The sequence below is a fragment of the Massilia sp. BAP21 genome, from assembly GCF_057801335.1.
This window is the reverse complement of record NZ_CM173596.1, coordinates 2424655-2445222: the sequence shown is the minus strand read 5'-3', so window position 1 is coordinate 2445222 and position 20568 is coordinate 2424655. Positions and strand designations below refer to the sequence as shown.

The following is a 20568-nucleotide window of genomic DNA, read 5'->3' as shown; positions in this document are numbered from 1 at the left end:
AAGGCGAACACGCTGAGATTAACCGATAATCCCAGCGCCTGCCACTTGGCCGCGCATCGAATACTGTACAAAATCACAGTATAGATGGGCGGGTGCGGTAACTGCAAGTTCAGCCCATCATACCCATCGCTGCCGCGAACACGGCCGCCAGCATGATGCTCACGATATGCGCCGTCATCAGGACCATCCAGCGCAGCGCCGTGAGGGTGCGGCTGCCGCCATACACCTTGCGCATGGCGGTCGGTAAATAGAACACCAGCCAGAGCCCGAGTGCCTTGCCGACCAGCGGGATGAAGTCCGGTATGACCATGAGCAGGCTCAGGCAAAGGAAGGCAAAGGCATTCGTGTGCAGCGCGAACAGCACGTGTTCGCCATAGCGGCGCCCGGAGCCGAGATACAACAGTTTCAGGAAGGCGGCGAACACCGGCATCAAGAGGAAGATGGCATACGGAGCGTAGCTGAAGAAGGCGCGCTTCAGGGCTTCGTTGCGGACCTCGTTCGGCAGCTTGCCGAAATGTTCGATCTTTGCGCCCAGGGATGGAGACACATTCGCCGCCAGCTTGCGCAGGTCTTCGTCGTCGTCCTCGATCTCGATCAGGGCGGGTTGCTTGGTTTTCTTGTCTGCGGGCCTGGCGGCGGGCGGCGCGACGGCAGCCTTGCCCTGCCCCGCCGGCGCCGGCTGCACGACAGATGCCTTCGGCTGCGACGCTTCCGCCTCCCTTTCCTGGGCGCCGATATTGATGCCGCTGAATTTGAACAGCGCAAAGAAAATGATGCTGAACGTCAGGTACAGGCGCAGCGGCTCGACGTAGCGCACGCGGCGGCCTTCGATGTATTCGCGCGTCAATTGGCCCGGCTTGAACAGCAGCAGCTTGACCGATTGCCACAGCTTGCCTTCCAGCGCCACGTAATGGGCGACGAACTCGTGCAGGAATTCGCGCGCGCTCGGCACGTGCAGGACGGCGGCCTGGCCACACTCCTGGCAGAAATTGCCGCCGAGGGAGGTGCCGCAATTCGGGCAATGGGTGGCGCTGTGGTGCAGGTGGGCGTCGGAATTCACGGAACGGGCGAGCACAATGATGGCGAAGTGTTCATGTTATCCAGTTAATTGCAAAAAAGCATCATAAAACGCGCATTCAATTGCGCGACTGACGCTCGCCCGACGCGTTAGGATTCATGCAAGAGTCAGCAACAGGAGAATACCCATGGTTACCGAAACCAAAGACCGCTTCGTGAACACCGATGCGAAGATCGAAAACGACGGCGTCAAGCGCGAGCCGCACGAGCGCGACGAGTCGCCCGACGGCCAGGACACCGAGCCGCGCGGCATCATCAAGCAGGCCGCCGAAGACCTGGCCCAGGGCCTAGTCGACACCGATGCCCGCAACACCCCTGGCATCAGCGTTGCGGTCGAACCCGACGCCGACGCCACCGGCCAGGCCAACCCGCAACCCGACCGCCATCGCTCGATGCGCGACCACGATTCCGTCGAGCCCGTGCCGGGCAAGAACCGATAAAGGAGAACACATGACCATCAAACGCAATGGCAGCGCCGTCTGGAGCGGCGGCCTGAAGGACGGCAAGGGCGCCGTGTCCACCGGCAGCGGCGTGCTGAAGGATTCGCAGTACGGTTTCAACACCCGCTTCGAGGACGGCCCCGGCACCAACCCGGAAGAACTGATCGGCGCGGCCCATGCCGGCTGCTTCACGATGGCGCTGTCGGGCCAGCTCGGCCAGGCCGGGCTGACGGCCGAGGAACTGCGCACCACGGCCACCGTGTCGATGGAAAAGGTGGAAGGCGGCTTCAAGATCACCGCCGTGCACCTGGACCTGGTCGCGAAGATTCCGGGCGCTAGCCAGGAAGCGTTCGACAAGGCGGCGACCACCGCCAAGGAAAACTGCCCGGTGTCGAAGCTGCTCAATGCCGAGATCACGCTGGCTTCGCGGCTGGAAAACTGATTCGTTTTCGTAATTGGATGAACGGTCGGCGCTGCCTGTCACCCGCGGCGCTGACCGTACGGTGGGGTCATTGATGCTGGGGGCATCAATGACGAAGTGCCCACGCGGTTACGCACGCTTCCTTGCCCCCATGGCCGTGACCGATCGCTCGTGACGTATCCGAAAGCCGCTATGCCTCGGTTCCTTGTCATCGGAAATGGTACGAGCGAATAGTCACGGCCGCAGGTGTAAGCAAACGCACGTACCGCGTGGGCACGGAGTGCCCACCGTACGATTAATGCAGCGATGGAATGACGCCGCTGGAGCATCACGCAACGGCCATTGCAACTTCCGTCACACCCGCCTCCGGCAAGGTTCGCCCCGAACGCATAAAATTGCTGTTTTCCGTTTCCCAGAAGGACACCACCCCATGCGCATCCTGCACACCATGCTCCGCGTCGGCGACCTGCAACGCTCGATCGATTTCTACACCACCGTGCTCGGCATGAAACTGCTGCGCACCAGCGACAATCCCGAGTACCAGTACAAACTGGCCTTCCTCGGCTACGGCAGCAACCCCGACCACGCCGAGCTCGAGCTGACCTACAACTACGGCACCGACAGCTACGACATGGGCACGGCCTACGGCCACATCGCCATCTCGGCCGAGGATATCTACGCCACCTGCGACGCGGTGCGTGCCGCCGGCGGCAACATCACGCGCGAACCGGGCCCGGTCAAGGGCGGCTCGACCGTGATTGCCTTCGTTACCGATCCGGACGGCTACAAGATCGAGTTCATCCAGCGCAAGGACAACGAAGGCGGCGGCGGCCTGAGCAACTAAGGCAAGCGCGCCAGTTACGGCAAGAATCGGCCCTGCCCGGCAGGGTTGCATGCTTGCTGTTAAAATTCCTGTGCCTGTTTCCACAGGCAACAATACGTCTTCGGGGCGGGGTGGAAATCCCCACCGGCGGTAAGGCCAGCCATGGCCAAGCCCGCGAGCGCCTGCTTTAACGAGCAGGGTCAGCAGATCTGGTGCGACTCCAGGGCCGACGGTCATAGTCCGGATGAAAGAAGATGTGCGCTGCAATGCGCCTTGCCTTTGCTCGTCCCTGCGGCGCGCGGGCGAGGTGTGTCAATTCGCTTGCCCTGATGCGTTTTTCGCCAACTTTACGCGAGGAGCGTCTCACATGTTAGTCAATACCTACTCCCTTCACAGCACCGACCTGGAAGGCCGCATCGCCGCGGCGCTGGCTGCCACCCGTGCCGGTATCCCCGTCATCCTGCTCGACGATTTCGACCGCGAAAACGAGGCCGACCTCATCGTTGCCGCCGAAAAGCTGACCGTCGAAACCATGGCCCTGATGATCCGCGAATGCAGCGGCATTGTCTGCCTGTGCCTGTCGGCCGAGCGCGTGCGCGAGCTGGAGCTGCCGCCGATGGCCATCGAGAACGGCAGCCGCTACGGCACGCCGTTCACGGTGTCGATCGAGGCGCGCCATGGCGTGACCACCGGCGTCTCGGCGGCCGACCGCGTCACCACCATCCGCGCCGCCATCGCTGCCGATGCGAAACCGGACGACCTGGTCCGCCCGGGCCACGTGTTCCCGCTGCGCGCCACCCCGGGCGGCGTGCTGTCGCGCGCCGGCCATACCGAAGGCTCGGTCGATTTGTCCATCATGGCCGGCCTGCAGCCGTCGGCCGTGCTGTGCGAATTGATGAACCCGGACGGCACCATGATGCGCGGCGAAGCCATCGAGCGCTTCGCCGAGGAACGCGGCTTCCCGATCCTGACGATTGCCGAGATGATCGAGTGGCGCAAAAGGCAGGCCTGAACCCGGCAATCAGCCGGGCATGACGAACGGCGCTGCGGCGCCGTTTTTCTTTGCGGAAGCTTTTACGAGCCATCATTGCATCGCGTCAACGGCCACTTTGACCGAAGCCAAGCCAGCTCTTCAATACGTGAACGAATCGAGCGAGCCCGACCTAGACTGAAGCTTCAACTCGTCAATGGAGGCGCGCCATGTCCGGTTTCCGCTTGTTCAAGCTATCCCATCCACCCCGCAAAACGATGCCGGGCGCGGCCCTGGCGCTGGGCGCCCTGTTCTGCGCCGCGTTGACGGCATGCGGTGGCGGCCACAGCCATCCTCCACGCCCGGTGCCGCCCGTCCCACCGTCACCGCCAGTCAGCCAGGGTCCGCTCTACGACTTCACCGAAATCGGCCTGCCCGGCATCACGGCCGGGCGGGTCCTGCGCCAAGGCATCGCCAACGGCGGACTGGTCGCCGGCACCTCGCTGGACGCGGCTGGCATCAACCGCGCCTTCCTGTACAACGGCAAGACCAACATCGACCTCGGCAGCTTTGGCGGGCCGAACGCGCGCGCCTTTGCCGTCAACCGCTGCGGCCAGGTGGCCGGCTGGGGACAGACGGCAGCCGGCATTCCGCATGCCTTCTTCTATGACGGCACCCTGCGCGACCTTGGTACGCTGGGCGGTACGGAATCATGGGGCGTCGCCATCAGCACCTGCGGCAAGGTCGCCGGCTGGTCCACGCTGCCCTCGGGCGGGCGGCACGCGTTCTATTACGACGGCAAGACGATGCGCGACCTCGGCGTCTTCGGCGGGGCGATCTCGGAAGCATTCGATGTGAATTCGGTCGGCCAGGTGGTCGGCACCTCCACCATTCCCGGCGTCAACGAGCTGCACGCCTTCCTGTACGACGCCCGCACCGGGGCGCCGTACAGGACCTGAATCCGCCCGGTCGCACTTTCTCGCAGGCCTACGACATCAACGAGGCGGGCCAGGTGGCCATCACGACCCGCGATCCGGTCGATGAACACCTGCGCGCCTACCGCTACAGCGGCGGCGTGCTCCAGGATCTCGGCCTGCTGCCCGGCGCCCTGGGTTCGGAACCGCGTGCAATCAGCGAGGCCGGGCACGTGGTCGGCTACGTCTACTATCCGGATGGCGGCCAGGTCGCCTTTGTGCACGACGGCACGGCCATGCGCGGCCTGGGCACGCTGAACGGCGGACGCTTCTCCGATGCCAACGCCATCAATGCCTCAGGCCTGATCGTGGGCCAGGCGGTGAATGGGCCATCCGGCTCCGAGCATGCCGTCGCCTGGGGCCGGGACTATGGCCCCGTCGACCTGAACACGCGGGTGAAGGATTTGCCGGCGGGGATAGAGCTGCTGGAGGCGGTGGCGGTGGCCGACGATGGCGCGATTGCGGTGCGCACCCGTACCGGCCTGGGCTTGCTGCGGCCGCGTAAATGATGGCAAAGCGGACGTAAAAACGGCGCCACGCAGGCGCCGTTTTTTATTTGCATCGGAAGCTCAGGATGCAAATTTTATATGCATGCTTATTTTTGCAGCAGATTGTTCACCGGGATCAGGTCCGCCTCGCGCAGCGAACCGGCCGCCGCCTTCAGGCGCAGGCCGTTCAGGATCGTGTTGTAGCGCGCGCGGGCCAGGTCGGTGCGGGTCGAGTACAGCTGGCGCTGGGCATTGAGCACGTCGATGTTGATGCGCACGCCCACCTGGTAGCCCAGCTTGTTCGATTCCAGCGCCGACTGGCTCGACACCTCGGCCGCTTCCAGCGCCTTCACCTGGGCCATGCCGCTGTTCACGCCCAGGAAAGCCTGGCGTGCCTGCAGGGCCGCGTTGCGGCGGGTGGATTCGAGGTCGTTGCGGGCCCTGTCTTCCAGCGCGATCGATTCGCGCACGCGGCTGGTAACGGCGTAGCCGCTGAAGATCGGCACCGACCACTGCACGCCGATCGAGTTATTGCGGCCGTCGCCGGAACTGGGGGTACGGCCGCTGACGTTGGTGCGGCCGGTATTCGCCACCAGGTCGAGGGTCGGCAGGTGGCCGGCGCGGTTGCGCGAGATGTCGCGCTTGGCGGATTCGAGTGCCAGTTCCGAGGCGGTAACGCCATAGTTCTGGGTTTCGGCCGAACTCACCCACGGGTCGACCACGGCCGGCTGCGGCGAAGTCAGCGTGACGCCAGCCTGCAGCGGGGCCAGCGCATCCGGCGCCTTGCCGATGATCACTTGCAGCATGGTGCGGCGGTTTTCCAGCTCGTTGACGGCGGCAAACTCCTGCGCCACCACCAGGTCGTACGCGGCCTGCGCTTCGTGGGTGTCGGTGATGGTCTGGGTACCGACCTCGAAGTTGCGCTTGGCCGAGGCCAGCTGTTCGGTCACGGCGCTTTTCTGGGCGCGGGTCGATTCCAGCGTGTCTTGCGCCGCCAGCACGTCGAAGTAGGCTTGCGCCACGCGCGTGATCAGGTCTTGCTGGGCCTGGGCAAACTGGGCTTCGGCAATGGCCTGGGCAAGTTTGCTTTGCTCGTAAGTCTGCCAGCGGTCCCAGCGGAACAGCGGCTGGGTCAGCGACAGGCCGTACTGGTTGGTGCGCAGGTCGGAACCGCTGCCGGTGACCACGGTCGGCACGCCGTCGATGACGACGGTCTGGCCCTGGTTGAACGGCGAAAAATCGTTGTCGTTCTTGGCGTAAGACCCCGATGCGGCGATCGTCGGCAGCAACCCCGCACGCCCCTGTGTGACCCGTTCGCGGCCGGCGGCGAGCGAAGCGCGCGCGCTGGCGTAGGCGGCATCGTTGGCCAGGGCCTGCTGGTAAACCTGGATCAGGTCGATCGCGTTCGCATCGAACGACACGAACGCGCTGGCCAGCAGCATGGCGATGAGGGGTTTCTGCATTGCGGTCTCCGTCGGAGTCATCAAAAGTTAGGAAAGCAGGTCAATACTTCGGCATGGCCGGATCGACCTGTACAGCCCAGGCGTGTATTCCGCCCGTCAAATTCGTTACGTTGTCGAAGCCGTTGCGCTCCAAAAAGGCGGCCACCTGCATGCTGCGCGCGCCGTGGTGGCAGATGCAGACGATTTCCCGGTCGTCGGGCAGCTCGCCGGCACGGATCGGCACCAGGTGCATCGGAATCTGGGTCGAGCCTGCGATGTGGCAGGTCTCGAATTCCCAGTTCTCGCGCACGTCCAGCAGCAGCGGGCGCTCGCCTTCGGGAGCGGCCACGCCGGCAGCCAGCTTTTCAGCCAGCTCGGGAGCGGTAATGTGCTGCATCGCGCCGCCTGTCAGAACGTGAAGCGCGAAGCGACCGGCGCGCCGGCCAGCGGCTTGGCGTTGGTCTCGAACAGCTTGACCGTGTCGTAACCGGTTTCCGATACGCGGGTCACGATCTCGCAAGACATCGCCGGCGCCTGGCCGACGATGGCGGCAATGCGGCCGCCGACCTTGACCTGCTTCAGGAAGGCTTCCGGCAGGCTTTCCAGGCCGCCCGAGATGACGATCACGTCGAACGGCGCGCCCTTGTCCCAGCCGGCGGCGGCATTGCCTTCGACCACGGTCACGTTATCGACGCCGGCCTTTTTCAGGTTCTGCTCGGCCAGCGCCTTGATTTCCGGCGACAGTTCGACGGTGGTGACCTGGCGCGCCCGGTGCGCCATCAGCGCCGCCATGTAGCCGGACCCGGCGCCGACTTCCAGCACGGTTTCGTTTTTTTGCAGCTTCAGTTCCTGCAGGATGCGCGCTTCGACTTTCGGATTGAACATGGCCGCGCCGCCCGGCAGCGGGATCTCGACGTCGGCGAAGGCCAGGTTCTGGTAGGCCTCGGGCACGAACTGTTCGCGCTTGACCACGTGCAGCAGGTCGAGGACGTCCTGGTCCAGCACGTTCCAGGGACGGATCTGCTGTTCGATCATGTTGAAGCGGGCTTGTTCGATATTCATCTTGATACTCAGTGGTAAAAGAAATAATCCGATATTTTATCGTTGAACTGCCTCAGGACGCACATCTTATCGGGATGGCATCGAGATCGCGTGAAATTGCGACAGTCTGCAGTTTACAGGGAATGAACGCCCGAAAAAGGCGTCCTGAAGAGGACGGTACTGCGCTCGACCGTTCACGCCGCCGCCGGAGCGGCAGGAGGCAGCAGGCCGTGCAGCGCCATGTCGAGGAAGGAATCGAGGAAGGCCAGCGGTTCGAGGTCGCCGCGCTCGCAGGGGCCGACCGAATGCTTCCAGGTGACCAGCATCAGCATGGGCGCCATTAGCACTTGCGTCGTTTGGGTGACGTTGATCGCGCGGAATTCGCCGCGGGCGATGCCGCGCTCGAGCATGCTGGAAATCATGCGCGTGCCGCGGTTGATGACCTCGACCTGGTAGAACCTGGCCAGTTCGGGAAAGTTATTCGCTTCGGCCATGACCAGCTTGACGATGCCGGAGACCTTGCTCGCGCCGACCCGGTCCCACCAGTCCATCAACACCTTGCGCAGCAGTTCGGCGCTGTGGCCGTCGAATTCGGCGACCGAGGATTCGGCCTGGCCGATCACCGGCACGATGCTGTTGCGCACCACGGCCTTGAACAGTTCTTCCTTGTTCTCGAAGTAGAGGTACAAGGTGCCCTTCGATACGCCGGCGCGGCGGGCGACGTCCTCCAGCCGGGTGGCGGCAAAGCCGCGCTCGACGAATAGGTCGATGGCCGCCGCCAGCAACTCCTGCGGACGAGCATCCTTGCGGCGCTCCCAGCGCGGCTTGGTGTCAAGTGGGCATTCCATGCTTCTGTCCGACAACTTTCAAAGAGTCATCGAATATAGTCCCGGGTGGGAGGCCAGTCAAGCGCGCATGCGCCTGCCGTGGCGATCCATCCGGCCCGTGTTTACCGGCACGCGCGCCGCATGTCAGCGCTGCGCCTTGCCTTTGCCGCAACCATAAATACGCCCTTCCGCGCCGGCCCGGTAAAGCGCGCCCTCGCGGGTTTGCGCCGGCTGGCCCGTCTGCTGGCGCGGCACCTGGAAGGCCGCCATCACGTCGGCCACGCCCGGCAGGAATTTTTCCACGGCCACATCCAGGCTGGCCATCGCGCCCACCTTCACGTTGCGCGCCGGCGCCGTCGCCGCGGCCAGGATCGCCTCGGCCACCTGGTGCGGGTCGATCTGGGGCGAAGGCAGCTTCGGTTCATGCGCCATGTAATTGCGCGCGTGCTGGGGCAACGGCGTGTCGACCGCGGTCGGCTGGATCAGGGTGATCGACACCGCCGCGCCATCGACCTGCTCGACCTCGATGCGCAAGGCGTCGGTGAAGCCCTTCACCGCGTGCTTGGTGGCCGTGTACATGCCCTGCAGGGGAATGGCCACCTCGGACGCTTCGCTGCCGACGTTGATCAGGGCCCCGCCGGTCAGGCGCAGGTGCGGCAGCGCCGCCAGCGAACCGTTCACGATGCCCCAGAAATTCACGTCGAACAGGCGCCGGCTGTCGGCCTCGTTCACTTCCTCCAGGCGCCCGTAGATGGTGCTGCCGGCCACGTTGGCCCAGGTGTCGATGCGCCCGAAGCGCTCGATCGCCGCCTGCGCCACCGCGTCCACCTGGGCCCGGTCGGACACGTCGGCCACCACGTGGATGGCCTCGACGCCGCCGGCGCGCAGGCCCTCGACGACCGCCGCCAGCACGTCGCCGCTGCGCGCGGCCAGCACCAGTTTGGCGCCGCGCCGGCCGGCGTCTTGCGCGGTGGCCAGGCCGATGCCGCTGGAGGCGCCGGTGATGACCATCACTTGCTGGTTGAGGAGTTTCAGCGAACTGGCCATCTGCGGCGCTCCGGTGATGTGGTGCGCCAACCATAGCAGGAACGTCAACAACGCAGCGCCCGCCAAGCATTGCTGTCCAGGGGCTGCGCCGGCGCGTTATACTTGCCGGCTGCCGGGCGCATGCCGGGCGCCTGTTCCCTTGAATCCATGAATTGCCGCGACCATTGCGGTGCCTGCTGCACCGCCCCTTCGATCACCAGTCCGATACCCGGCATGCCGAACGGTAAGCCGGCCGGCGTGCGCTGCGTGCAGCTGGCCGACGACAACCGCTGCCGTATTTTCGGGCAGCCGGGGCGGCCGGCCGTGTGCGCCGGCTTGCAGCCGTCATTGGAGATGTGCGGCAACAGCCGCGAGCAGGCGATGATGTGGCTGGAGGAACTCGAACGGGCGACGGCGCCCTGACCCTGGGCTATCGCCTATTGCTTGCCGTCGTCGGAGTCGGCATCAGCGTCGGCATCGGCATCGGTTTGGCCCGGCATCAGCAGGCGCGCCTTTTTCTTCTTTTTGACCGTGGTGGAAATTTCCTGCCCAGGCTTGGTAGCTGGCGGCGGCGCCACCGGGATCGGAAAGCCGAGAAAGACCATGATGAAAAACACCGGCAGCAGCAGGTAGAAGAGCGGACGCTTCCAGTTGAGCTTTTGTTTCATCATTGCCAATAGATGAGCACTGGCAATGGCAGTTCAAGAGCTGCCGTGTAAATATGCTGCGCAGCGGGTGGCGCGGGCCGCGCCCCGCTTCAGCGCGACGCCGGACGCGCCTGCTGGATGTGCGAGAACAAGGCGCCCAGCGTCAGGCCTTCGTCCCAGATGTCTTCGAGCACGACGCCGAAGCGGGTGCGCAGGTCACGCGCAAAGGTGTCGAACTCGGCGGCATCGGCGGCCCATTTCGACGGATGCAGGGTGCGGCAGATGCCGATTAATTGATCGTCAGGGCGGAACTTCAGCATGTCGACATCGCGGAAGTCGAAGGCCGAGGTGAAGACGGAGAGGAATTCGCGGATTTGCCTGTTCGACGCCCGCGGAAAGGCGCGGCGCCATGAACGGCCCTGGCTGGTACGGGTAAGCAAGGGGTTGGGCAGTTGACCGAATGTCAGCGCCGACCATGCAACGGCCAGCAGGACGAGGATCGCCAATATGCTCATTTGAAAACGGCAGCGTTACTCATGCGGACCAGTCTAGCACGATCAAACCGGCGTGGCGCACATCCTGTTCACAATTGTGCGCGTCTGTACCCGGCTTGCAGAGCGAGCAATTTCCGGTAACAAACAGGCAACATGCGCGTCGTAAAATATCCCCTGCCGTTGTGGCCAACTCAGCGGCAACGGCCCGGTCCGTGGTAAGCTTCGACGCCTTGTGGGTCGCCTCCGCTTCATCCGCGCCTTTACTTTCCTCCCACTCATCACACGCACACCTTCATGGATATTCTTCTCGCCGTCAAGGCGATCATCATGGGCCTGGTCGAGGGCTTCACCGAGTTCCTGCCGATTTCCTCGACCGGCCACCTGATCCTCGCCGGCAGCCTGCTCAATTTCACGGGCGAGAAAGTGAAGGTCTTCGAAATCGCGATCCAGGCCGGCGCCATGCTGGCCGTGATCTGGGAATACCGCGCGCGCATCGCCCGCGTATTGAGTGGCCTGTTTTCCGAGCGCCGCCAGCAGAAGTTCGTGATCAACTTGATCGTGGCCTTTTTGCCGGCCGCCCTCCTCGGCCTGGTGTTCGCCAGCGCCATCAAGGCCGAGCTGTTCAAGCCGGTGCCGGTGGCGATGGCCTTCATCGTCGGCGCCTTTGTCATCCTCTGGGTCGAGCGCCGCCACAAGAACCTGCCGCAAGCCGCGCGCATCGAGACCGTGGACGACATGACCGTGCTCGACGCGCTGAAGGTCGGCTGCGCCCAGGCATTCGCCCTGATCCCGGGCACCAGCCGCTCGGGCGCCACCATCATCGGCGGCATGCTGTTCGGCCTGTCCCGCAAGGCGGCCACCGAATTCTCGTTCTTCCTGGCAATCCCGACCCTGCTGTCGGCCACCGTGTATTCGGTCTACAAGGAACGCGCGCTGCTGTCGATGAGCGACCTGCCGATGTTCGGCATCGGCGGCCTGGCCGCCTTCGTCTCGGCCTTCCTGTGCGTGCGCTGGCTGCTGCGCTACATCAGCACGCACGACTTCACGATCTTCGCCTGGTACCGTATCGTGTTCGGCGTGATCGTCCTCGTCACCGCGCACTACGGCCTGGTGGACTGGGCGGAATAAAGCCAGGAAACTTTTTATCATGAACACCGAGATCGACGCCCAGGACACCGAAGCGCGCGCACTGCACGTATTGCAGACCGTCTTCGGCTACCCTGCGTTCCGCGGGAACCAGGCCGACATCGTCCAGCATGTGGCCGATGGCGGCGACGCCCTGGTCCTGATGCCGACCGGCGGCGGCAAGTCGCTGTGCTACCAGATCCCGGCCCTGCTGCGCGACGGCGTGGGCGTGGTCGTCTCGCCGCTGATCGCACTGATGCAGGACCAGGTCGACGCGCTGGAAGAAGTCGGCGTGCGCGCCGCCTTCCTGAATTCGACGCAAACCTTCGAGGAAACCCTGCGCATCGAGCGCCTGGTGCGCACCGGCGAGATCGACCTGGTCTACGTGGCGCCCGAGCGCCTGATGACCCAGCGCTGCCTCGACCTGTTCGCCGATTCGCGCATCTCGCTGTTCGCCATCGACGAAGCGCACTGCGTGTCGCAATGGGGCCACGACTTCCGGCCCGAGTACATCCGCCTGTCGATCCTGCACGAGCGTTTCCCCGAGGTGCCGCGCATCGCCCTCACGGCAACGGCCGACGGGCAGACCCGCGCCGAGATCGCGCACCGCCTGCAGCTCGACGAAGCGCGCCAGTTCGTGTCCTCGTTCGACCGCCCGAACATCCGCTACGCCATCGTCGAAAAGACCAATGGCCGCAAGCAGCTGATCGACTTCATCAGCGCCGAGCACCCGGGCGACTCGGGCATCGTGTACTGCCTGTCGCGTAAAAAGGTCGAGGAGACCGCCGAGTTCCTGAACGAGAACGGCATCCGCGCCCTGCCCTACCATGCGGGCATGGAGCACAGCCTGCGCGCCGGAAACCAGGCGCGCTTCCTGCGCGAAGAAAACATCGTGATGGTGGCGACGATCGCCTTCGGCATGGGCATCGACAAGCCGGACGTGCGTTTCGTCTGCCACCTCGACCTGCCGAAGAGCATCGAGGGCTATTACCAGGAAACCGGACGCGCCGGCCGCGACGGCGCACCGGCCAGCGCCTGGATGGCCTATGGCTTGCAGGACGTGGTGCTGCAGCGCCGGATGATCGACGAGTCCGAGGCCGACGAAACCTTCAAGCGCGTGCTGTCGGTGAAGCTCGACGCCATGCTCGGTTTGTGCGAGACCCTGTCTTGCCGGCGCATGCGCCTGCTCGACTATTTCGGCGAAAAGTCCGGCCCCTGCGGCAACTGCGATACCTGCCTGATTCCGCCGGTGAGTTTCGATGCCACCGTGCCGGTGCAGAAGCTGCTGTCGGCCATCTACCGCGTCGACCAGCGCTTTGCCGCCGGCCACGTGATCGACGTGCTGCGCGGCGTGCAGACCGACCGCATCAGCCAGTGGCACCACGATGCGCTGTCGGTGTACGGCATCGGCAGCGACCGCAGCGAGCAGGAATGGCGCGCCATCGTGCGCCAGACCATCGCGCTCGGCCTGCTGACGGTCGACCACGACGCCTACAGTTCATTGAAGCTCACCGACGCCGCCCGTCCGGTGCTCAAGGGCGGGCAAAAGGTGCAGCTGCGCCAGTACCAGAAGCCGGTCAAGCCGAAGCGCAGCTTTGCGTCCTCGAAAGGCTACGAGGAGCTGGAACTGTCGAAGTCCGAGCAGGCGATTTTCGACCGCCTGCGTTCCTGGCGCATGGGCGCGGCGCGCGAGCACGGCGTGCCGGCCTATGTGGTGTTCCAGGATGCTACCCTGCGCGAGATCGCCAAGGTCAAGCCGACCTCGCTGCAGGAACTGCGCGGCGTGTCCGGCGTCGGCGAGAAAAAACTGGTTTCCTACGGCGATGACATCGTCGGTATCATCAACGAGATGCTGTAGCCCTTTGGCGCGGCACGATTCACACATTGACCTCATGCAGATCGAATCCTCTACCGCCCCCGCCCCTGCCCATGCCGTGCCGGCGAATGCCGCCAGCCTGCAGACCTTCGTCTTCGCGCTGTTCTTCATCTTTGGCGGCATCACCAGCCTGAACGACGTCATCATTCCCAAGCTGAAGGACTTGTTCACGCTCAGCTATGCGCAGGCGATGCTGGTGCAGTCGGCCTTCTTCGCCGCCTACTTCATCGTCTCGATACCGGCCGCCGCCATCGTGCGCCGCATCGGCTACATGCGCACCGCCGTGGTGGGCCTGCTGACCATGACGGCGGGCTGTTTGCTGTTCATTCCTGCCTCCTCGTCGGGCGTGTTCGCCACCTTCCTGATCGCGCTGTTCGTGCTGGCCTCGGGCATCACGATCGTGCAGGTGGTGGCCAATCCGCTGATTTCCCTGCTCGGCGCGCCGCAGACGGCGCACAGCCGCCTGACCTTTGCCCAGGCCTTCAATTCGCTCGGCACCACGGTGTTTCCGTATGTGGGCGCGATCCTGATCCTCGGCTCGCTGGCAACGGTGGATGCAAGTACCCTGAGCGGCGCCGCGCTCGACGCCTACCGCGCCGAGGAAACGCGGGTGGTGGTGCAGACCTATATCGGCCTGGCGGTGGCGCTGGTGATCGTGGCGGCCCTGGTCTGGCACAACCGCACCAAGCTGGTGGAAACGCCGGCGCCGCAGGTGAGCATCCTGAAGGCCTTCGAACTCTTGAAGCAGCCGCGCTTTGCCTTCGGCGCGGCCTGCATCTTCCTGTACGTGGGTGCGGAAGTGGCGGTCGGCTCGGTGATCGTGAACTACCTGATGGAGTCCAACGTGCTGGGGCTGGGTGCGGAGGCGGCGGGCAAGCACGTGCCGCTGTACTGGGGCGGCGCAATGGTCGGCCGCTTCATCGGCGCGGCCCTGCTGCGCATGTTCTCGCCGGGGAAGGTGCTGGCCTGCGCGGCGGGCATGACGATCCTGTTGCTGCTGGTGTCGGCGAATAGCACCGGCCTGGTGTCGGGCTGGTCGCTGCTGGCGGTGGGTCTGTTCAATTCGATCATGTTCCCGACCATCTTCTCGCTGGCCAGCGAAGGGCTGGGCGAGCGCGCGGCGGAAGGCTCGGGCCTGATCTGCGTGGCGATCGTCGGCGGCGCGATCGTGCCCCTGATTACCGGGCACGCGGCCGACCTGGTGGGATTGAAGATGGCGCTGGCCGTGCCGGCCATCTGCTACGCCATCATCCTGTGCTTCGGGATTTTTGCGCGCCGGCCACGCGCTGTGACGATGACGTAACGCTACGTGTACGGATTCATTGTTGCGAACGCCAGCATCGATACAGTAGCGTGGACCGCTTAGCCGTCCACGCGTTCAACTCACCGCTGTGAGCTGCGGATGTATGACACATACGTGGTTTGAACGCGTGGACGGGAAACCCGTCCACCCTACAACAACATCGCCAGCAATCAGCGTTTCGTGAACACCAAATCCCACACCCCGTGCCCCAGCTTCAGGCCACGGTTCTCGAACTTGGTCAGCGGCCGGTACGCCGGCTGCGGCGCATAGCCCTCGGCGGTATTCGCCAGCTGCTCTTCGGCGCCCAGCACCTCCAGCATCTGCACCGCGTAATCTTCCCAGTCGGTCGCCAGGTGGATGTAGCCGCCGGTTTCCAGCTTCTGGCACAGCAATTTGACGAACGGCGCCTGGATCAAACGGCGCTTGTTGTGGCGCGCCTTGTGCCAGGGATCGGGAAAGAACACGTGCACGCCAGCCAGCGAACCGTCCGGGATCATGTGGTTCAGCACTTCGAACACGTCGTGCTGGACCAGGCGCAGGTTGGAAATCGACTGCTCACCGATCTGCTTGAGCAAACTGCCCACGCCCGGCGTGTGCACTTCCACGCCGATGAAATCCTTCTCCGGCATCAGGCGCGCGATGTGGGCCGTGGTGTCGCCCATGCCGAAGCCGATCTCCAGGATGACCGGCGCCTTGCGGCCGAAGGCGGCTTCGTAGTCGAGCAGCTCCTTCTTGTACTCGACCAGGAATTGCGGCCCGAATTCCTCAAAGGCGCGCGCCTGGCCCGTCGACAGCCTGCCGGCGCGCGTGACGAAACTGCGGATGCGGTGTTCGGTAGGGTCGTACAGCATCGTACGGGCTGGGCCGTTGCTTGGCTTTTCTTCGGACATGGGAATCTGGAGTAGGAGGATAGAACGGCGACATTATAGCCTACCCTCCCGGCATCATTACCGCTGTAACCATGCCACACAGCTGTTGCTACGCCACATTAGCGCGTGGTCATAAAGACAATTTGCGCGATAATATTTCCTCCTTCCAGCACCTGCCGAGGCCATGATGCATTCGACCAAACACCCGATCGCGATCGAAGACAACGTCGCCACTTTCCAGCTCACCTCCTTCCACTACGGCCAGCCAGGCAGCGGGAAGAAGGTCTATATCCAGGCCTCGCTGCATGCCGACGAAGTACCGGCCATGCTGGTCGCCCACTTCCTGCGCCAGGAACTCGACCGCCTGGAAGCCGAAGGTCGCATCCGGGGCGAAATCATCCTGGTGCCGGCAGCCAACCCGATCGGCCTGTCGCAGACCATCCACGGCACGCCCTTCGGCCGCTACGATCTGTCGACCGGCGTGAACTTCAACCGTGCCTACAAACACGTGGCGCAAGACCTAAAGGTTTCCCTGGAAGGCAAGCTGGGCCAGGATGCCGAGAAGAACGTCGCCCTGATCCGCGAACACGCGCGCAGCTCGCTGGCCGAATGGGCGCCATCGACCGCAGGCGGCGTGCTGAAGAAAGCCCTGCTGTCGATGGCGATCGATGCCGACATCATGCTCGATCTACATTGCGATAACGAATCGGTGCTGCACATGTACGCCGGCGAACCGCTGGCCGAGGCGGCCCAGCCGCTGGCGGCGCTGATGGGCGCCCACGCCGTGCTGCTGGCGCGCGAGTCGGGCGGCGAGCCCTTCGACGAAGCCTGCAGCCGCCTGTGGTGGGACCTGGCCGAGCACTTCGGGCCGGAGGTGTCGATTCCGCCGGCCTGCGTGGCGATCACCGTCGAGCTGCGCGGCGAAAACGACGTGCGCTACGACCTGGCCCAGCCGGACGCACAAGCCCTGCTGCAATACCTGGCGCGCGCCGGCGTGCTCGATATTCCAGTCGAACCGCTGCCGCAGGCAATCTGCAAGCCGACCCCGCTCGACGCCGTGGAACCCCTGGCCGCGCCGCACTCGGGCGTGCTGGTGTTCCTGAAAAAGCTGGGCGACCGGGTGCAAGCCGATGAAACCGTGGCCGAGATCGTCAACCCGGTGACGGGGAAGGTCACGCCGGTGAAGCCGACGCGCGCCGGCGTCTTCTTTGCCAGCACCTCCCACCGCCACCTGCTGCGTGGCATGCACGTTTGCAAGATCGCCGGCGAAACGGGTTACCGTACCGGCAGCCTGCTCAGCCAATAGACGAGGTGTGCTGGTGCTGGCGCGGCAGGGGCCGCATGCGCAGGCGTGCAACCAGCATCGCCGCCAGCGCCAGCAGACCCGCGGCCGGCAAGGCCCAGGCCTGCGGCGAGCGCAGTTCCATCAGGGTGGCGCCGCTGACCGCGCACCACAGCAGCGGCACGATCCACAAAAACCACGGCGCGCGCCACAGCAGCAGCATGCCGAGGGTGGCCGCCACGGTGGGGTCGGGCGCGATGCCGAAGACCTCGGCCTGTTGCCAGCCGCGCCCATCGAACACGGCAAACAGCGGATACAGTAGCAGCGCCGCCAGCACCAGGGCAAACGCCAGCCCGCCCAGCGGCCCGCGCCAGGAGGCGATGGCCGGCGCCCGCCGCCGCGTGGCCAGCCAGCACAGCAGCACGGTTTGCAGCGCGAAGGCCATCGCAAAGTACGGCGCCGCCAGGTTGATGCCGGCATAGCGCTGGGCGTGGTAGGTCCAGGCCACCCAGATCCAGCACAGCGCCAGCAGCGCCGCCGCCAGGCGCCCGGCCTTGCCGGCGCCGCGCACGATGGCCGCGACCAGCGCCAGCCCGGCCAGCAGCGCCACCAGGTGCGCCGGCCACACCGCCTCGTTCAGCAGGGCGAACAGGCGGAAATATGTCGGCTTCGAGAACATCAGCAGGTCCGACAGGGTATAGGTCCACCACTCGCTCATCTCAGCTTCCTTATGTCAGCTTCGTTACTTCTGAAACGATGCGCCGGCGCAGGTTCTGGTCTGGCATCGGCCCGCGCGCGGCCAGCATGTTCTCGCTTGCATGGCGCGGGTTCGAGGTGGCGGGAATGGCGCAGGTGACGTCCGGGTGCGAGACGATGAACTTCAGCAGCACCTGCGCCCAGGTCGTGCAGCCGATCTCGGCCGCCCAGCCGGGCAGCGGCTTGCCGGCCAGCGCTTGCGTCAGCTCGCCCTGGCGGAAGGGCCGGTTGACGATCACGGCGATGCGGCGCTCGCGCGCCAGCGGCAGGATGCGGTTCTCCACTTCACGGTCGAGCACGTTGTAGCTGACTTGCACGAAGTCGAGCGGCTGGCTTTCCATCAATTTGACGATCTCGCCGTGGCGCCGCCCCTCGGACGTGGTGATGCCGGCGTAGCGCAGGCGCTTGGTCGCCTTCATGCGCAGCAGCAGCGGCAGGTGGGCATCGACGGCCAGCAAATTATGCACCTGCAGCAGGTCGAAGCGCGGGATGCGCCATAGCTTGCGCGAAGCCTCGGCCTGGGCCGCGCCGCCGCTTTCGGAGCCGGTCCAGACCTTGTCGGCGGAGAACAGGTTCGCGGGATTGCCGAGTCTTGCGAGCGCGTCGCCAATCACCGACTGGGCCGAGCCGTACATGGGCGACGAGTCGATCAGGCGTCCGCCGCCGGCGAAAAAGGCTTTCACCACCTCGGTACAGGCGACGCGCGCCTGGGCGTCGTTGCCGACATTGAAGGTGATCCAGCTGCCCAGGCCGACCACGGGGAGTTGTTCGCCGGACGACGGGATCGAGCGCGTGAGGATGGGTGACTGCTGCTGCGCCAGCAAGGGTGGAGCGAACGCGCAGCCGCCGGCGGCAAGCATGGCTTGCAGCGAGGCTGTCAGGATGCGCCTGCGCTCGATGGACGGCAATGACATGGATCGCTCCGGCAAGGATCGGTATGGACCAGCAAAGCCCCCATGTCATCACAGTTCCCCGGCGCGCTCAAGGGGCGCACGCTTGGGCCCAGCCGGGCGGCCTTCTGGCGGCGGCTCCACTAGAATATAAAAAACACAATCATCGGCGTGTCCGCGCCCCTTACCGATCAAGGCTTTCGCATGGAAACCACTTCTCTCCCACAGTCGTTAATGCTCAGGATACGTTTCAAAGGCAAGTCGCTGGCCGACCAGCCGCGCGTGGCGGCCAGCCCGGATGTGCCCGGCCCGGGTCTTCCGGCGCCGCGCCAGCGGCAGCTGCTAACGATTGCCGGCAGCCATCCGCACATCACCTTCGCCATGGAAGGCGGCAAGCACGATTCCAGCATGGCGCTGCCGCGCTCACGGTGTGCACTGCAAGGATTGCCGAGTGGGGTATTTTTCGGTCCGGCGGGCAGCGGTTTTCACCGCAGCACGGATTGGCTGCGCCAGAAGGCGGCGCGATAAGGAAGAAGGAGATCTGGAGCGGGTGAAGGGAATCGAACCCTCGTATGAAGCTTGGGAAGCTGCCGTTCTACCATTGAACTACACCCGCGTTGCCAGCATTCTACGCGTGTTTGCGGCGCGTTGACAACTTTGCAGGCAGTCAGAACCTCATGTTCTCGGCAATCACCTGGCGGTAGCCCTTCTTGTAGGCCACCTGCAGGATGTCGATGTCGTAGCGCCAGTTCGCTTCCACGATCACCGGACCATCGTCGGTAATCGCCACGTCCCAGCCCACCGTGTACAGACTGTCGATCGAGTGGTGAGCTCGGGTCACCAGTTCCACCACGTCCTGCCAATAAGGCAGCTTCAGGCCGACGATGGTCTTGCCAGTGCGCGGGTGGGCCAGCACGTCGGTCATCTTTGGCCAGGTGCGCGAGATCGAGCAGCGCACGCCGATCAGTTCGCCCGTCTCGGAATCGATGGCGCCGACCAGGTTGCCGCTCGATCCATGCGTGAAGTTGTCGGTCTCGCCGTCGCCGACGATGATGCGCAGGCAGGAACCGATCACCTTGATCTCGCTTCCCTTCCTCACCGTGACGATGCGCACCGTCGACAGGCCCCTGGCCTGCGTGATGTTGCGGATCGTCTGGTGATTCACCATCTTCGGCTGCACGATCAGTGCCCGCGTGAACTGGAGCGCGGCCTGGCAGTGCTTGAAGAAGTCCTCGAACGAGCCGCTGCGGCCTAGCCAGTGCAGGGTATTGCCCTCGACGCGCAGCGAGAAGGTGCCGTTCCCGTGCGAACCGCCGCTCGGCTTGAAGAAGTAGTCGCCCGGCACCAGCACGCGCGCCAGTTCCTCGGCCGAGTTCAGGTGCGGGATGATGCCGCCCTGCGAAGGCTGGCTGGTGACCAGCGCCAGGATCGGGATGGTGCGGATGCCGTGTGTATGGCAGTGTTCGAAGAAGCGCGACTTGTCGTCCGCGATCAGGCGCGCTTCCTTCGAGGTGATGGCCGCGTACTTGGCTTTGAGCGGCTCGTTGATCAGGTAATCGGACCAGGCGTGCTTTGGCGTGCTGGCCAGGCGGTACAGCGAAAAATCCTTGGCGCCGATGCCGTAGGCCGAGCGCGCATACAGCGGTCCCCAGATCAGGTGCACGTCCGATAGTTTGCGGATCGAAGACAACGCGTACATTTCAGCGCGCGCGTAATTCGAAATCGTCTCGGCGACGCGGGATAACTTCATGCTCTGGCCTTTTACACTGATGTTGTTCTGTGGGTGCGCTGGCTTAA

Annotated in this window: 24 protein-coding genes, 1 tRNA gene and 1 riboswitch; of the genes, 12 read left to right on the top strand and 13 right to left on the bottom strand. The window is 64.6% G+C overall.

Annotated features, from left to right (window positions below):
- Nucleotides 1-109: 109 nt before the first annotated feature.
- Nucleotides 110-1075: a DUF3667 domain-containing protein gene (locus ACWYRN_RS10775; protein ID WP_488692409.1), complete on the bottom strand. Its 966-nt coding sequence runs from the start codon at nucleotides 1073-1075 to the stop codon at nucleotides 110-112.
- Nucleotides 1076-1205: 130 nt separating this feature from the next.
- On the opposite strand from ACWYRN_RS10775, the gene ACWYRN_RS10770 reads away from it, so the two are divergent.
- The 6 genes from ACWYRN_RS10770 (at nucleotide 1206) to ACWYRN_RS10745 (ending at nucleotide 5214) form a co-directional block, all read left to right on the top strand.
- Nucleotides 1206-1517: a hypothetical protein gene (locus tag ACWYRN_RS10770; RefSeq protein ID WP_229439149.1), complete on the top strand. Its 312-nt coding sequence runs from the start codon at nucleotides 1206-1208 to the stop codon at nucleotides 1515-1517.
- Between the two features lie 10 nt (nucleotides 1518-1527).
- The gene (locus ACWYRN_RS10765) at nucleotides 1528-1959 is read left to right on the top strand and encodes an OsmC family protein (protein ID WP_229439148.1); all 432 of its coding nucleotides are present in this window, start codon (nucleotides 1528-1530) and stop codon (nucleotides 1957-1959) included.
- Nucleotides 1960-2368: 409 nt separating this feature from the next.
- Complete coding sequence (gene gloA, locus ACWYRN_RS10760) at nucleotides 2369-2782, top strand: lactoylglutathione lyase (RefSeq protein WP_488692407.1); 414 nt, start codon at nucleotides 2369-2371, stop codon at nucleotides 2780-2782.
- 92 nt (nucleotides 2783-2874) lie between these two features.
- A riboswitch (FMN riboswitch) is annotated at nucleotides 2875-3021 on the top strand.
- 107 nt (nucleotides 3022-3128) lie between these two features.
- Nucleotides 3129-3773 (top strand): 3,4-dihydroxy-2-butanone-4-phosphate synthase, encoded by a 645-nt coding sequence (gene ribB / locus ACWYRN_RS10755; RefSeq protein ID WP_488692406.1) that lies wholly within the window; start codon nucleotides 3129-3131, stop codon nucleotides 3771-3773.
- Between the two features lie 188 nt (nucleotides 3774-3961).
- Nucleotides 3962-4690: a hypothetical protein gene (locus ACWYRN_RS10750; protein ID WP_488692405.1), complete on the top strand. Its 729-nt coding sequence runs from the start codon at nucleotides 3962-3964 to the stop codon at nucleotides 4688-4690.
- Between the two features lie 53 nt (nucleotides 4691-4743).
- Nucleotides 4744-5214, top strand: a complete 471-nt coding sequence (locus ACWYRN_RS10745) for a hypothetical protein (protein ID WP_488692404.1) — start codon at nucleotides 4744-4746, stop codon at nucleotides 5212-5214.
- Nucleotides 5215-5300: 86 nt separating this feature from the next.
- Here the strand turns inward: ACWYRN_RS10745 and ACWYRN_RS10740 are convergent, their stop codons facing one another.
- The 5 genes from ACWYRN_RS10740 to ACWYRN_RS10720 form a co-directional block, all read right to left on the bottom strand.
- A complete protein-coding gene (locus ACWYRN_RS10740; protein WP_488692403.1) occupies nucleotides 5301-6656 on the bottom strand; it encodes a TolC family outer membrane protein in 1356 nt (451 codons plus the stop codon).
- 40 nt (nucleotides 6657-6696) lie between these two features.
- Nucleotides 6697-7032, bottom strand: coding sequence for a rhodanese-like domain-containing protein (locus tag ACWYRN_RS10735; RefSeq protein ID WP_229439143.1), 336 nt, complete (start codon nucleotides 7030-7032; stop codon nucleotides 6697-6699).
- Nucleotides 7033-7043: 11 nt separating this feature from the next.
- Nucleotides 7044-7697, bottom strand: coding sequence for a protein-L-isoaspartate O-methyltransferase family protein (locus ACWYRN_RS10730; RefSeq protein WP_488692401.1), 654 nt, complete (start codon nucleotides 7695-7697; stop codon nucleotides 7044-7046).
- A 173-nt stretch (nucleotides 7698-7870) separates the two neighbouring features.
- Entirely contained in the window at nucleotides 7871-8524 is a 654-nt protein-coding gene (locus ACWYRN_RS10725; protein WP_488692400.1) for a TetR/AcrR family transcriptional regulator, read from the bottom strand.
- Between the two features lie 123 nt (nucleotides 8525-8647).
- Nucleotides 8648-9550 (bottom strand): SDR family oxidoreductase, encoded by a 903-nt coding sequence (locus ACWYRN_RS10720; RefSeq protein ID WP_488692398.1) that lies wholly within the window; start codon nucleotides 9548-9550, stop codon nucleotides 8648-8650.
- 147 nt (nucleotides 9551-9697) lie between these two features.
- On the opposite strand from ACWYRN_RS10720, the gene ACWYRN_RS10715 reads away from it, so the two are divergent.
- Nucleotides 9698-9952 (top strand): YkgJ family cysteine cluster protein, encoded by a 255-nt coding sequence (locus tag ACWYRN_RS10715; RefSeq protein WP_488692397.1) that lies wholly within the window; start codon nucleotides 9698-9700, stop codon nucleotides 9950-9952.
- A 14-nt stretch (nucleotides 9953-9966) separates the two neighbouring features.
- Here ACWYRN_RS10715 and ACWYRN_RS10710 read toward each other — a convergent pair whose 3' ends face one another.
- Complete coding sequence (locus ACWYRN_RS10710; protein ID WP_488692396.1) at nucleotides 9967-10197, bottom strand: hypothetical protein; 231 nt, start codon at nucleotides 10195-10197, stop codon at nucleotides 9967-9969.
- Between the two features lie 89 nt (nucleotides 10198-10286).
- Nucleotides 10287-10682, bottom strand: a complete 396-nt coding sequence (locus ACWYRN_RS10705) for a hypothetical protein (protein WP_488692395.1) — start codon at nucleotides 10680-10682, stop codon at nucleotides 10287-10289.
- 282 nt (nucleotides 10683-10964) lie between these two features.
- Between ACWYRN_RS10705 and ACWYRN_RS10700 the strand changes: the two genes are divergently transcribed.
- The 3 genes from ACWYRN_RS10700 to ACWYRN_RS10690 are packed head-to-tail and all read left to right on the top strand — an operon-like array spanning nucleotide 10965 to nucleotide 14974.
- Complete coding sequence (locus tag ACWYRN_RS10700; protein ID WP_488692394.1) at nucleotides 10965-11798, top strand: undecaprenyl-diphosphate phosphatase; 834 nt, start codon at nucleotides 10965-10967, stop codon at nucleotides 11796-11798.
- Nucleotides 11799-11817: 19 nt separating this feature from the next.
- On the top strand, nucleotides 11818-13653 hold the full coding sequence (gene recQ, locus ACWYRN_RS10695; RefSeq protein ID WP_488692393.1) for a DNA helicase RecQ: 1836 nt from the start codon (nucleotides 11818-11820) through the stop codon (nucleotides 13651-13653).
- Nucleotides 13654-13687: 34 nt separating this feature from the next.
- Nucleotides 13688-14974 (top strand): sugar MFS transporter, encoded by a 1287-nt coding sequence (locus tag ACWYRN_RS10690; protein ID WP_488692392.1) that lies wholly within the window; start codon nucleotides 13688-13690, stop codon nucleotides 14972-14974.
- Nucleotides 14975-15144: 170 nt separating this feature from the next.
- Here the strand turns inward: ACWYRN_RS10690 and trmB are convergent, their stop codons facing one another.
- Entirely contained in the window at nucleotides 15145-15825 is a 681-nt protein-coding gene (gene trmB / locus ACWYRN_RS10685) for a tRNA (guanosine(46)-N7)-methyltransferase TrmB (protein WP_488692804.1), read from the bottom strand.
- Nucleotides 15826-16030: 205 nt separating this feature from the next.
- Between trmB and ACWYRN_RS10680 the strand changes: the two genes are divergently transcribed.
- Nucleotides 16031-17149: a succinylglutamate desuccinylase/aspartoacylase family protein gene (locus ACWYRN_RS10680; protein WP_488692390.1), complete on the top strand. Its 1119-nt coding sequence runs from the start codon at nucleotides 16031-16033 to the stop codon at nucleotides 17147-17149.
- On the opposite strand, the gene ACWYRN_RS10675 is transcribed toward ACWYRN_RS10680, so the two are convergent.
- Both ACWYRN_RS10675 and ACWYRN_RS10670 read right to left on the bottom strand, forming a co-directional pair.
- Complete coding sequence (locus ACWYRN_RS10675; RefSeq protein WP_488692389.1) at nucleotides 17139-17843, bottom strand: DUF6064 family protein; 705 nt, start codon at nucleotides 17841-17843, stop codon at nucleotides 17139-17141. The genes ACWYRN_RS10680 and ACWYRN_RS10675 overlap by 11 nt on opposite strands.
- A gap of 10 nt (nucleotides 17844-17853) precedes the next feature.
- On the bottom strand, nucleotides 17854-18795 hold the full coding sequence (locus ACWYRN_RS10670) for an aldo/keto reductase (protein WP_488692388.1): 942 nt from the start codon (nucleotides 18793-18795) through the stop codon (nucleotides 17854-17856).
- Between the two features lie 180 nt (nucleotides 18796-18975).
- Here ACWYRN_RS10670 and ACWYRN_RS10665 point away from each other — a divergent pair, with 180 nt between their 5' ends.
- Nucleotides 18976-19299: a hypothetical protein gene (locus tag ACWYRN_RS10665; protein ID WP_488692387.1), complete on the top strand. Its 324-nt coding sequence runs from the start codon at nucleotides 18976-18978 to the stop codon at nucleotides 19297-19299.
- Between the two features lie 14 nt (nucleotides 19300-19313).
- Here ACWYRN_RS10665 and ACWYRN_RS10660 read toward each other — a convergent pair.
- Nucleotides 19314-19387 (bottom strand) — tRNA-Gly (locus ACWYRN_RS10660).
- Between the two features lie 51 nt (nucleotides 19388-19438).
- A complete protein-coding gene (locus ACWYRN_RS10655) occupies nucleotides 19439-20521 on the bottom strand; it encodes a sugar-transfer associated ATP-grasp domain-containing protein (RefSeq protein ID WP_488692385.1) in 1083 nt (360 codons plus the stop codon).
- Nucleotides 20522-20568 lie beyond the last annotated feature (47 nt).